8 protein-coding genes are annotated in these 13,080 nt (G+C 59.8%); 3 read left to right on the top strand and 5 right to left on the bottom strand.

Features of this window, described 5'->3' with window-relative positions:
- From L8H52_RS19245 to L8H52_RS19235, 3 genes are all read right to left on the bottom strand, one after another.
- Positions 1–267: hypothetical protein (locus L8H52_RS19245; RefSeq protein WP_242208138.1), on the bottom strand; the 267-nt coding region annotated here is incomplete at its 3' end.
- Positions 264–4,784 carry a SpvB/TcaC N-terminal domain-containing protein gene (locus tag L8H52_RS19240; protein ID WP_242208139.1) on the bottom strand — a complete coding sequence of 1,507 codons (4,521 nt, stop codon included), beginning with the start codon at positions 4,782–4,784 and terminating at the stop codon, positions 264–266. The genes L8H52_RS19245 and L8H52_RS19240, both read right to left, overlap by 4 nt.
- A 201-nt stretch (positions 4,785–4,985) precedes the next feature.
- On the bottom strand, positions 4,986–6,509 hold the full coding sequence (locus tag L8H52_RS19235; RefSeq protein ID WP_122589657.1) for a fumarate hydratase: 1,524 nt from the start codon (positions 6,507–6,509) through the stop codon (positions 4,986–4,988).
- 624 nt (positions 6,510–7,133) lie between these two features.
- Between L8H52_RS19235 and L8H52_RS19230 the strand changes: the two genes are divergently transcribed.
- The 3 genes from L8H52_RS19230 to L8H52_RS19220 are packed head-to-tail and all read left to right on the top strand — an operon-like array spanning position 7,134 to position 9,946.
- Positions 7,134–8,240 carry a GGDEF domain-containing protein gene (locus tag L8H52_RS19230; protein ID WP_242208140.1) on the top strand — a complete coding sequence of 369 codons (1,107 nt, stop codon included), beginning with the start codon at positions 7,134–7,136 and terminating at the stop codon, positions 8,238–8,240.
- Positions 8,233–9,168, top strand: coding sequence for an iron-sulfur-binding ferredoxin reductase (locus tag L8H52_RS19225; protein WP_242208141.1), 936 nt, complete (start codon positions 8,233–8,235; stop codon positions 9,166–9,168). Before L8H52_RS19230 ends, L8H52_RS19225 begins: the two co-directional genes overlap by 8 nt.
- A 28-nt stretch (positions 9,169–9,196) precedes the next feature.
- Positions 9,197–9,946 carry an enoyl-CoA hydratase-related protein gene (locus tag L8H52_RS19220; RefSeq protein ID WP_242208142.1) on the top strand — a complete coding sequence of 250 codons (750 nt, stop codon included), beginning with the start codon at positions 9,197–9,199 and terminating at the stop codon, positions 9,944–9,946.
- A 99-nt stretch (positions 9,947–10,045) separates the two neighbouring features.
- On the opposite strand, the gene L8H52_RS19215 is transcribed toward L8H52_RS19220, so the two are convergent.
- Both L8H52_RS19215 and pyk read right to left on the bottom strand, forming a co-directional pair.
- A complete protein-coding gene (locus tag L8H52_RS19215) occupies positions 10,046–11,335 on the bottom strand; it encodes a hypothetical protein (protein WP_242208143.1) in 1,290 nt (429 codons plus the stop codon).
- Positions 11,336–11,537: 202 nt separating this feature from the next.
- Positions 11,538–12,989, bottom strand: coding sequence for a pyruvate kinase (pyk, locus tag L8H52_RS19210; RefSeq protein ID WP_242208144.1), 1,452 nt, complete (start codon positions 12,987–12,989; stop codon positions 11,538–11,540).
- Between the last annotated feature and the right edge of the window lie 91 nt (positions 12,990–13,080).

Below are 13,080 nucleotides of genomic sequence, written 5' to 3'. Positions count from 1 at the left end.
CGGCAAATTGAGGCGCCAGCCAGCGTCGACACTGGCAGACTTCAGCAGCACCCCGACCAGGCTGTGCACCGAGATCAGACAAGGCACCGAAAGACGCGGATCCCATTGTTCAAGTAGTCGTCCTGCGTGGTCGTGATGTTGCCGGGTAATCAGGGCCGTCGCGGTGTCCTCGGCCACAGTACGCAGATACGCCACCTGTCGCACCGGCATCCCGCGCGCATCGCTGACGGCAAGTGCTGGCGTACGCCGATGCAGATTGCTGCTCATGACCGTTGCGCCTTCGGCGGCGCTGGCGGTTCGGCCGTGTCGTTGAAATCTTCGCTGGTGTGATACCACGGGTGGTAAGCCTCGCGAGACAATTCACCCTTGGCGTTGATCAGCCTGATCTGGCGACCCAGCGCATCGTAGAAAACCTGATCGAAGTGGCCCAGCTCGCGCAGTGACTGGTCGTCGACGTAGCGGTGGGTATCGGCAAAAAACGGCCGGAACTGACGCACCGCCAAGCCTTTGTTGTTGTATTCGACACGCTCGCTGATGCGCCAGCGCGGATTGGCCTCGACCTGTTTGTATTGGCCATCCTCGACGATCAGCGCGCCATCGTCGCCCACTGCGTAGGCCATGCCCGGATCGACCAGTTGCTGGGTTTGCAGAGGCCGGCCAAAGCCATCGACGCAGGCTTTGATGATCTGGATCTGCGCCTGCGCCGGATCGTCGGGGTAGCGGTCGGCGTTGAGGATGACGCTGTGCACCGGTTCGCGATGCACCGCGCTGATGGCCGCGTACAGGGTTTGCTCAGCAGGTGTCAGGGCGCTGCTGCGTTGTGCGAGTCGCCGCCGTGCGCTGGCCCTGATGTGGCCGCTGGGCAAGAGATCCCTTCGGGCGATCCATTCGCCGGTTGTCTGGCTGTCATTGGCCATCTGTCCCATCCAGCTGAACAGATCCTTGCGCAAGGTACTGGCGGCTTTTTGCACGGCATTTCCCGGGTCGGCGATGGCCGTCTCCGGGCGCCGGTCTTCTGGAACGCTGTACTCGTCCAGCGGGAAAAAACCGGCAGGCTGGCCGTTTTCTGTGCCGTAAAAGCTGCTGGTGATTGGCTGGCCGGATGGCTCGTAGATCGCTTCCTGAACGTTGTCATTGGCATCAAAGATCTTCAGCGGTTGCAGCGCGTGGTAGTCGTACTCGATGCGCGTGGTGCAGCCGTCCGGCAGCACCACGCGCGTCACGGCCAGTGCGTGAGCGTCGTATTCGGCGCGGGTGTAGCCATGGCTGAGGGTTTCGCGATAACGCTGTACTTTGTAGAACCCGTCGAGGCCAGCGTATTCGGCATAACCGAAATTGGCTGACCACAGGTCGTGATCCGCACTGCCCGATGGATCTGCCCAGAACAGAAACGGCATCGGCAGATAACCGATCTTTTGCAGTTCGTCCCGCACATTGAATGGCGGGGGCAGTACGCTGTAAGCATCCAGCGCGGTCTTGTCCAGTTGTGCCATTTCCAGTGGCCCGATCAGGGCTTCGAACCCGGCAACACCATCTTCCAGTTGCTTGCCATCGGTACCCAGGTAACGCTGCACGGACTGGGTGGTCAGCACGCGCTCGACATTCCAGTGCGCCGAATCCTCATGCGCCATCAGGCATTCATAAGACACCTGCTCGACGTCGAGCCCCGTCGGCAACATACCTTTTGGCAAGACCAGCGCGTTATCGCGTTGTTGATAGGGCAAACCCAGACGCCAATGCTGCAGGTCCTTGTCCAGATCGATGAACGCGGAACGGCTTTCGTTCAGGTAAAACGATTGCTGCGCCGGGTCATGTGCGTCGCACCACCATTGCTTCTCATCGGGGTCGTCAAATGGCGGCGGAGCCTTTTCGGTAAGCCGCCGGGCGTAGCTGACCGTGATTGCGTGAGTTGGCTGACCGTAGGCGTTCCAGCGCAGATTCAGCTCTTTGCGACACAGAGGGTCATCGACAAAGCGGTCGTACTGACAGCTGATTTTTTCCACCACCAGCGGCAGTAGAACGGCAGCGGCAAAAGCACCTTGCGGGCGTACTTCGCGCACCTGATATCGCCATTCTTCGACCACATAAGGCGTGGCGATCCCGGGGCCGTCCACCTCTGCATCGGCATAGGTTTCACTGCGGATTACCGCGCCGGCCAGCGCCCGGGAAATCTGGTACTGGGTATCGTAATCGTGCGCAGGAATGATCTCATCGAGGTCGTCGTCCGGATGATGCCGGCTGAACAGCGTGTCGCCGAGCGGGACCGCTTCTGTGTCCTGATGGAAGTAGTCGCTGCGCGGCCGGTTCATCGATTGCCCGGTGTGAAACCAGGTATACACCCGCACCGGTTCGCTGAAGCCGACGTCATCAGCGCCGCTGGCGCTCTCGCTGTCTGTTTGCTGCAACAGGCCGAAACCGCGGAACTCGCGCTCACGGCTGTCGTAGAAACCTTGCCGCCAGGTGAACGTCTGCGTCAGGCAATTGCCGGTGATTTCATCCAGCTGTTGCTGTTTCTTCACCACCGACACCGGAAACGGCAAGTGGCAAACCGGCAAACATTTGAGGGTGAGCAAACGATGTTTTTCATCCAGCCATTCCTGCGCCGAACTGCGGTAGATCACGCTGGTACTGCAGCCCATGTTGTTGTTACTGCCGGTCAACAGATACGGTTTGGCCGAGACAAAATCGTAGCGCCAGTGCTGCGGCTGCATGTGCGTAAGCGTCAGGATCAGGCTGGCGCAACCGAGGCCCTGCAGATCGGCAAAACTCACCTGGCTGAGACGGTCGTAACGGACGCCGTCGGGCCACGGCACGCTGATCGGCGTCTGCTCCAGGCCGTTGCCACCATGGTTCAGGTAAATATCGAAAGTATCTGAGTTCAGATAAATCAGCGATGCGGCACCGGAGCCATCGAGGTCGGCAAGGCGTACGCGTGCCGAATCGAATTGTTCGTAGTTGAAAGGCAATTCGCTGATCTTGCGACCTTGGCCAAAGCAGCCGTGACCGAGGTTCGGCCAGCAGCGGATTTCATCGTGGCGTATCCGGCACAGCTCGGGCATGTCGCTGCCGAGAAGATTGCCCAGCAGCACCAGTTCTGTCGGAGAATTGCTGAATAGCGGCAAGCGGTCGTCGTCGGGTTTGTGCGGCACCTCCTCAGGCGCGGCGAAACCTTGTTCGCGCTGGTTGGCATACAGCCGTACCGAATTCGGCCCGATCAAGGCCAGGCTGCTCAAGCCGTCACCGCTCAGGTCGCCAAGTGTCGAGAGGGCGGAGAAGAACTCCGGTGGGAAATGGCCGAAGGCAACAAAATCGTCAAACTGACGCTCCGCGGTGAATGTGCGAAAGCCGCTGCTGCCTGGTTGCGCGCTGACCCAGTCGAGTCGGCCGTCACCGGTAAGATCAGTCAACAGTTGCTGTACCGGACGGTTGCGATCGGCGACCGGAATCTTTTGCAATGCGGTCCAGGGTCCATAACCGATTTCATCGCCGCCCTTCGTCGCGCGCAGCGGTTCGCGGTAATACCAACTCTGGTCATAACGGCAGAGAAACCCCGGCACGCCTTCGCCAAAGAGATCGACGCACTGATAGAAGTTATTGTCTTCGATGCCCGGCTGCACATCGGACTCGAAGAGTTGAAGCGGTGTTTTATTGATATCGAAGGCGGCGTAGTCGAACTCGATCGGCGGTGTGTTCTCGACAACGCCGTTGGCATCGAACGCCTGATAGTGCGCCGCGCTGATCTGGCTGTAGGTCCATTGCGCGATATTTTGCGGTTGGTGATATTCCAGCAGCAGGCGGCGGACCAGTTTCGGTTGTTCGGTCTGTTCCTTGGAGAACTGATGAAACAGCAACGCTTGTTGGCACAGTCTGCGCGTGCCCAGTTCAAAGCCCCGACCATGGGTTGAAAAACGGTCGGGGCGGACTGTCCAGGGTTTCAGGGTGTCACCGTCATAGGCCGGGATATCGGTCAGCGACGTGCTGCGCTCGCCGTAGTCGAACAGCAAATGAAAGTGCCAGTCCAGGTCAGTGGGCGTATCGGTTGTCCAGCTGTACAGATCGGCGCTGGCCGTGCCGTTGCCGTAGCACACGCGGCGCAGATAACGCTGGGCGCGGTAGTCATGTACCGGGTCAGGATCCTGATCATCGGCCTTGTACTCAAAGCAGATATGTTCGCCACGGGCGTTCATGCTTTCGCCGATCAGCCATGCGGCGACGCGTCCAGGTGCATCGGGATCGGCGAGCCTTGTCGCTGCGGTTTTGCCGTAAATGTGCAATGAACCATCGGCGCCATGTATCAGCCAGAACACCGGTGGATCTGCTTCTCGGGTCTGGCGCTGCCAGCGCTCACGCAAAGCAAAGTCACCTTCGACTCGCGGCCAGTAACGCACCACTTTGTGCGGACCGATGTCGACGCCGTTGTAGCTGTTGGCATCACGGGATTTCAGTTCGCCATTCTCGTCCAGCTCCGGCATCCATACTTCGCCATCTACGCCGATGATTTCGTCGTGCTCGGTATAACGCGGCACGCCGTTGTTGGTGCGGCGGCTGATCTGACCCACACCACCCAGATTCCATGAAAGACCGAACGGACCGTTGCCGCTCTGACTGCTGTAGCTCAAGGAAAACTGCGGGTCCCAGCCCCGCCCGGCGGACGCTGGAATCGGCAGTTCGAACGCTGCCGCTCCGGTCGGGCCCACAGCGCCCCAACTTTTGCCGATGGTGGCGATCGATGCGCTTTTGGCGATGGAAGGCGTGGTGATGCTCAGTTCTTGTTGCTCGGCCATGGTCGAATCCATTGCGCACAGGGTAGGCGTGAATGGACTGACGCTAACAAGAACCGCGAGTAAATGAACCTGTCAGATCTGACAGGTGCGCAAGATCATTTTGTGTGCATTGACGACGTTTTTATCGCGTTCGGTTTGCACAAACAAAAACGGCCGGATCATCCATGGGATGAACCGGCCGTTTTTATGGGGGGTAAGCGCTTACTGCACTTCTACCGCCAGGCTTTCGCTGATCTTCTGTTGCCAGATCGCAGGACCGGTGATGTGCACCGACTCACCTTTGCTGTCCACCGCAACGGTGACCGGCATGTCCTTGACCTCGAACTCGTAGATCGCTTCCATGCCCAGTTCGGCGAATGCCAGCACTTTCGACTTCTTGATCGCCTGAGCAACCAGGTAGGCAGCACCGCCAACGGCCATCAGGTACACGGCTTTGTTGTCCTTGATCGCTTCGATCGCGGTCGGGCCACGCTCGGATTTGCCGATCATGCCCAACAGGCCGGTTTGCTCAAGGATCTGACGAGTGAACTTGTCCATCCGCGTCGCGGTGGTCGGGCCCGCCGGGCCAACCACTTCGTCACCGACCGGATCAACCGGGCCGACGTAGTAGATGAAGCGACCTTTCAGATCCACCGGCAGGGTTTCACCCTTGTTCAGCATCTCGACCATGCGCTTGTGCGCGGCGTCGCGACCGGTGAGCATTTTGCCGTTGAGCAGGACGGTTTCGCCCGGCTTCCAGCTCTGCACGTCTTCCGGGGTCAGGGTGTCGAGGTTGACGCGACGGGCCGAAGGGCCGGCTTCCCAGACGATTTCCGGGTAGGCGTCCAGCGGTGGCGCTTCCAGCGAGGCCGGGCCTGTACCGTCGAGCACGAAGTGTGCGTGACGGGTGGCGGCGCAGTTCGGAATCATGCACACCGGCAGCGAGGCGGCGTGAGTCGGGTAGTCCATGATTTTCACGTCGAGCACGGTGGTCAGGCCACCGAGGCCCTGGGCGCCGATGCCCAACTGGTTGACCTTCTCGAACAGCTCCAGACGCATTTCTTCGATGCGGTTCTGTGGGCCACGGGCCTTCAGCTCGTGAATGTCGATGGATTCCATCAACACTTCCTTGGCCATGACCGCAGCTTTCTCGGCGGTGCCGCCGATGCCGATGCCGAGCATGCCCGGTGGGCACCAGCCGGCGCCCATGGTCGGAACGGTCTTCAGTACCCAGTCGACGATCGAGTCGGACGGGTTGAGCATGGCCATTTTCGACTTGTTCTCGGAGCCGCCGCCCTTGGCCGCCACGTCCACTTCCACGGTGTTGCCCGGGACGATGGAGTAGTGAATCACCGCAGGGGTGTTGTCCTTGGTGTTTTTCCGAGCACCCGCCGGGTCGGCGAGGATCGAGGCACGCAGGACGTTTTCCGGCAGGTTGTAGGCGCGACGTACGCCTTCGTTGATCATGTCGTCCAGGCCCATGGTGGCGCCATCCCAACGTACGTCCATGCCGACGCGCACGAACACGGTAACGATACCGGTGTCCTGGCAGATCGGGCGGTGGCCGGTGGCGCACATGCGCGAGTTGATCAGGATCTGCGCCATCGAGTCACGGGCCGCTGGCGATTCTTCGCGCAGGTAGGCTTCGTGCATCGCCTGGATGAAATCCACGGGGTGGTAATAGGAAATGAACTGCAGGGCGTCGGCAACGCTCTGAATCAGGTCGTCTTGCTTGATCACGGTCATGAGTCGCGCTCCTCTAAAAGACGGGAACATTCAATAAGGTGCCTGCGGCTTGGGTGCTTCGGTCGGTCGCAGACACCTTTCAAGGCACGCCGGGGCTGCTGGCGCGACGCTAAAAAGGCGCGGCAGTATACCGCGCCTCGGTGGGGCATACACGCGCCGGCAGTCATTCGTTGGTCGCATGGATGGGCGAATATCGGCCAGCGGGTTTGCACGTCAGGATCTACCCCCTCACCCCAGCCCTCTCCCCCAAGGGGGGCGAGGGGGAAAGGGAGCCGATCTTCGTGCTGTTCAGAGCTGAGTTCGGCTCAGGGAAAGGGAGCCGATCTTCGTGCTGTTCAGGCCTGAGTTCGGCTCAGGAGCGGGAGCGAATCTTATGTTGTTCAAGCTTGAGTTCGGCTCGGTATTTCAGGTCGGCGGATTGCCAACAAACAACTCGGTCAGTCCCCTCTCCCTCTGGGAGAGGGCTAGGGTGAGGGGCTTTTGACGGTATACGCAGGCCACACTTTTGACGTCAATTTTCGAGCCCGAAAATCGGTGGTCATTTATCGACCGGGCCTCTAAAGTGGCAGCCGGTCTGTAGAGTAGGACACTCGGTCAGCCTCTTATCGCACGGTGAGTCAACGATTGACCCATAACGCCATTCAACGTCTTTTGCTCAAACGCTTTGCCCTCGCTGCGGCCACCTATGGATTGGCTTTGCTGCTGCTGTGGCTGGCGTTTTTCACGGGGCATTACGAGCAGTCCCTGACTTCTGTCGCTGTTGGCAGTGCGCTGGTCGTCATCACTCAGTCGGCGCTGTTCGCGCTGTTCTGGAGCGGGCGCAACCTGCGCTTCGCCGATCCCAGCCTGACCGAAGTGCAGGTACTTCTGGGCCTCGGCTGGCAGACCTGGCTGATCGCCCATCTGGATGAAGCTCGCGGCGCCTTTCTGGTGTTCTACGTGTTGATCCTGCTGTTCGGCCTGTTCCATCTCAGTCGGCGGGCGTTCATTCGCTGTGCACTGCTGGTGTTCTTCAGTTTCTGTGCGATCACGCTGTGGGACGGCTACTACTTCCGCTTGCGCGAGCCGGCGCTCGCGGCCTTGCAGGTGTGCATTCTTGCGATGGTGCTGGCGTGGCTGGTGCTTTACGCGCGCTTCGTCCAGGTTTCGCGACAACGTCAGCGTCAACGCCGGTTTGCCTTGCAGGCGCATCAGGACACCCTGCGCGGGATGATGCGGCAGCTCGAAGATCTGGTCGCCACCGATGAATTGACCGGGTTGTTCAATCGTCGGCATTTTCTGCGTCTGGCCACGCGAGAGCTGAATGAAATGGACGACGATATCGTGCACGGTCTGGCGCTGATCGACCTCGACCACTTCAAACGTATCAATGATCTGCACGGCCATGCGGCGGGCGATCAGGTGCTGCAGGCCTTCGCCGGCGTCGCACAGGCATGCCTGCGCGACGGCGATGTGCTGGCGCGTTATGGTGGTGAGGAATTCGTCGTGCTGTTGCCCGATTGCGACGCCGAACGGCTGACCGCTTGCTGCGAGCGTCTGCGCATCGCCTTCACCGACGTCGAACTGGTCGGCCTGAATGTGCGCAACCTGAGCCTGTCGGCGGGCATGACGCTGCTGGCGTTGGGCGATGATCTGGACGACGCCTTGCAGCGCGCCGATCAGGCCTTGTATCGGGCCAAGCGTGACGGGCGCAATCGTTGTGCGGCCGCATGGGAGAACGTCGATGCCTGAACTTCGCGTCGGTGAACGACAGTGGGCAGTGACCACGGGCAGCAATCTGCTCGATGCCCTTAATCAGAACGGTGTGGCGGTGCCTTACAGCTGCCGCGCCGGCAGTTGCCATGCCTGTCTGGTGCAATGCGTGCAAGGCCTGCCTGCCGACAATCGCCCGGACGCCTTGAGCGCCGAACAGCGTCAGCAAGGCTGGCGCCTGGCCTGTCAGTGTCAGGTTGTCGAAGACTTGCAGGTACACACCTTCGACCCGATCACCGACGGTCGCCCGGCGGTGGTCGAAGCGCTGGACTGGCTCAGCGACAACGTCCTGCGCCTGCGCCTGACTCCGCAGCGGCCGTTGCGCTACAGCGCCGGGCAACATCTGGTGTTGTGGATCAATCACATTGCCCGGCCGTATTCGCTGGCAAGCCTGCCGGAAGAAGACCGTTTTCTCGAATTTCACCTCGATTGCCGTCAGCCCGGCGAGTTCAGCGATGCGGCGCGGCGCTTGCAGATCGGCGACCCGATCCGCCTCGGTGAACTGCGCGGCGGCGCCTTGCATTACGATCCGGACTGGCACACTCGACCTTTATGGCTGCTCGCCGCTGGTACGGGGTTAGGCCCGTTGTTCGGTGTGCTGCGCGAAGCCTTGCGCCAGGATCACCAAGGCGCCATTCGTGTCATTCACCTGGCCCATGACGATCACGGGCACTATCTGGCCAAGCCCCTTGCCGCACTGGCCGCGCAGCGCGAAAACCTCAGCGTCGAGTTGTGGACGGCGGCCGAGTCAGCCGCCGCTTTGGCGCAACTGCGCCTTGTTTCCCGGCAAACCCTGGCCTTAGTCTGCGGCTCGACGACCAGTGTCGACGCCTTTGCAAGGCGTCTGTACCTGGCCGGACTGCCGCGCAACCAACTGCTGGCTGACGTATTTTTGAGCCGTGGTTGAGCGCTGAATCCCAGACGCGAGACACGCCATGACCGAAGCCATTCTGCTGGAACGCGAACGCGGTTTACTGACCCTGCGGCTCAATCGCCCGGACAAGAAAAACGCCCTGACCCGCGCCATGTACAGCCACCTCGCCGAAGCGCTGAAACAGGCCGATGGCGATCCTGAGATCAACGCCGTGCTGATTACCGGCAGCGCTGAATGCTTCACTGCCGGCAACGACATAGCCGACTTCATCCAGCAACCGCCGAGCGACCTCGACAGCCCGGTGTTTCACTTCATGCTCAACCTGCTCGAATGCCGCAAACCGGTGATCGCCGCTGTAGCTGGCGCGGCGGTGGGCATTGGCACGACGATGTTGCTGCACTGCGATCTGGTCTACGTCAGTCGCGATGCGCGGTTGCGCATGCCGTTCGTTAACCTTGGGTTGTGCCCGGAATTCGGCTCGAGCCTGATCCTGCCGCGTTTGCTCGGGCAAGCGAAAGCGGCGGAGCTTTTATTATTGGGTGAGGGTTTTACCGGTGAACAAGCAGCGGCTTGGGGCATTGCCACCGAGGCGTTGAGCAGTGGTGATGCGGCGTTGCGCAAGGCGCGGGAGGTGGCGTTGCGTTTCGACGAACTGCCGGCTGAGGCGGTGCGTATCAGCAAGCAATTGATGAAAGCGCCGGATCGCCAGTTGATCCGTAAGGTGATCGAGGAGGAGGGTGTGTTGTTCACCCAGCGCCTGAAGTCGCCGGAAGCGTTGGCGGCGTTGACGGGATTCATTAAACGGCATTGAGATTTCGCTGACTGGAGAGCCGCCATCGCGGGCAGTCAACACATCTTCAGGATCAAAACAAAAAGCCCCGCCATTCACGTGACGGGGGCTTTCTGGCTCTCAGGCGTGATAGCGCAGCAGCGCAACCTGCAAGCCGGGCAAGTTGGCGCAAATCAGAATTTTGCCATCCTCTTGCAGGGTCAGACCGGTTGCCATTTGCACCCCGTTTTCCAGATGCGTCCTTAGCCAGCCTTGTTCATTGAATTCCCGATCGAATTGCGCGTCGATAAATCTCGCCACGACGATGTCGGCCCGTCCCGGTACACCCAAACCTCCAGCGACCACTATCCTGCCGTTTTTTTGAATCGTTGCGCTGGTCCATGTGGTAATCGAATCGGGTTCCAACCCTGTATAGAGAGGTTTGCCGCCGTTGAATTGAATATTGGGGGCGCCATCAGGTTCAATGCTGACCATCACTCCAACGTTGTTGAGCGTGCCACCGAATCCCAGAATGCGTCGGTTGGGTTGCAGCACCATGCCCTCGATCAGGTTGGCGCGCACGGCATCGGTGATTGTGACAAATCCGCCCGTGCCAAAGTTCTTGTCCAGCGCGCCGTCAGTATCGTACCGCACGAACATGCCCGAACTGGGGTTGTCGGAGTCGTTATACACATTGCCGCAGCCCAGATACTTGCCATCCTCCTGCACGATCACATCTCTCAGAATGGTGGCGTTGAGTTTGTAATCGGGATGAATCACCGTGATGTAACCGATCTGGTTAAAGTCCGTATCCAGCTTTCCATCAGCATTGAGCCGGATAATCAGGCCGTGTGACTGGTGGAAATCGAAAAGATAGTGATGTGAGGCGAGGATCTTCCCGTCAGGCAGCACTTCCACCCCTTTGGGGCGTGCGGCGTTACCGTCAACGTTGCGTCGATCAACGGCGAAAGCCGCTCTGCCGGGTGGCGCCAGTTCGATGTTCAATACTGTTTGACCTAGAGAGCCAAATGTCGTGTCCAGCCGCCCCTTGGTGTCATACCGGGAAAAAGCGGGGACCAGCCCGCCCCTTTTATTGTAGACAGTGGCGAAAATGAGTATTTTTCCGTCAGGCTGAAAGGTGAAGGACTCGACCTGCTGCAGCCGGGCGTCTGGATAAGCGTCGCGAGTGAAACCCGCATCGCCAAATTCCCTGTCTTCAGTGCCATCGTCATTGAACCGACCCAGAAAATATGTCGGGTTCGGATCAGTGAAATCATCACTCTTGCCAACGCAGTAGATCTTCCTGTCCGGGCCTATAGCCACTGCGGATATCCGCGCAAACGGGAGATCGGGGATGGTCAGGATCACTCTGCCATTTACGCCGAATGCCAGATCGGGCGTACCTGCGTTTCTCAAGGTCTGCATGTTCATGATAGCCCTGCGCACTTTCGTTGGATGAAGCAATGCGGCATTTGTGGATGCCGCGTAGATATCCATTTAGGTGGCGAGCGGGTGAGGCGTCAACTGTCAAACCTGACAGTTGACATCTCGCTGAAAGCCGGCGTCATCAACACGCAGACAACAAAAAGCCCCGCCATTCACATGGCGGGGCTCTTGTTTTTCAGCGCATCACTCAGACCTGTGGATCGCCCACGTGCAGGATCTTCATACCGTTGGTGCCGCCGGTGGTGTGATAGCTGTCGCCCTTGGTCAGGATGACCCAGTCGCCTTTTTCCACAACGCCGCGTTTGGTCAGCTCATCAATGGCTTTCTGGCTGACTTCGTGCGGTTCCAGCGAAGCCGGATCGAACGGAATGGTGTACACGCCACGGAACATCGCTGCACGCGCCTGCGTTTCGCGGTGCGGCGAGAACGCGTAGATCGGCACCGAGGAGCGGATACGCGACATGATCAGCGGGGTATAGCCACTTTCGGTCAGCGCGATGATCGCTTTGACGCCCGGGAAGTGGTTGGCGGTGTACATGGTCGCCAGTGCGATGCTTTCGTCGCAACGGGTGAATTCCTTGCCGATACGGTGGCTGGAAGTCTTGCCGGTAGGGTGCTTTTCGGCGCCGACGCAGATGCGCGCCATGGCCTGCACGGCTTCCAGCGGGTACAGGCCGGCAGCAGATTCAGCAGACAGCATCACGGCGTCGGTGTAGTCGAGCACGGCGTTGGCCACGTCGGACACTTCGGCGCGGGTCGGCATCGGGTTCTGGATCATCGACTCCATCATCTGGGTCGCAACGATCACAGCCTTGTTGTGGCGGCGTGCGTGCAGAATGATTTTCTTCTGAATGCCCACCAGCTCGGCGTCGCCGATTTCCACACCGAGGTCACCACGGGCAACCATCACCGCGTCGGAGGCCTTGATCAGACCGTCGAGGGTTTCGTCATCGGCCACGGCTTCAGCGCGTTCGATCTTCGCTACCAGCCAGGCAGTACCGCCGGCTTCGTCGCGCAGTTGACGGGCGTATTCCATGTCGGCGGCGTCACGCGGGAAGGACACCGCGAGGTAGTCGACTTCCATTTCGGCGGCGAGCTTGATGTCGGCCTTGTCTTTTTCAGTCAGGGCTGGTGCAGTCAGGCCGCCACCGCGACGGTTGATGCCTTTGTGGTCGGACAGCGGGCCGCCGATGGTCACGGTGCAATGCAATGCATCGTCAGTTTGGGTATCAACGCGCATCACCACGCGGCCGTCGTCGAGCAGCAGCTCGTCGCCCACGCCGCAGTCCTTGACCAGATCCGGGTAGTCGATGCCGACCACTTGCTGGTTGCCTTCGGTCAACGGATGGCTGGTGGAGAAGGTGAACTGGTCACCGATCTTCAGCTCGATCTTCTTGTTGGCGAATTTGGCGATACGGATTTTCGGGCCTTGCAGGTCACCCAGCAGGGCGACGAAGCGACCGTGCTTGGCCGCCAGGTCACGCACCAGCTTCGCGCGAGCCTTGTGCTCGTCGGGGGTGCCGTGGGAGAAGTTCAGACGGGCAACGTCCAGACCAGCCAGAATCAGCTGTTCGAGAACTTCCGGCGAGTTACTGGCCGGGCCAAGGGTAGCGACGATTTTGGTACGACGGACGGACATGCAAAGACTCCTGAGTTCAAGCGCTAGCGAAGGCTACTATGCTCTTGGGGTGTAGTCATTGTTCGTTTGCACTACTTAATGGTTTCTTTAT

The organism is Pseudomonas sp. CROZ-RG-20F-R04-15 (genome assembly GCF_022662375.1).
Classification (GTDB): Bacteria; Pseudomonadota; Gammaproteobacteria; order Pseudomonadales; family Pseudomonadaceae; genus Aquipseudomonas.
Note: the sequence above shows the minus strand (reverse complement) of the source record. Positions and strands in the feature narration are given on the sequence as shown.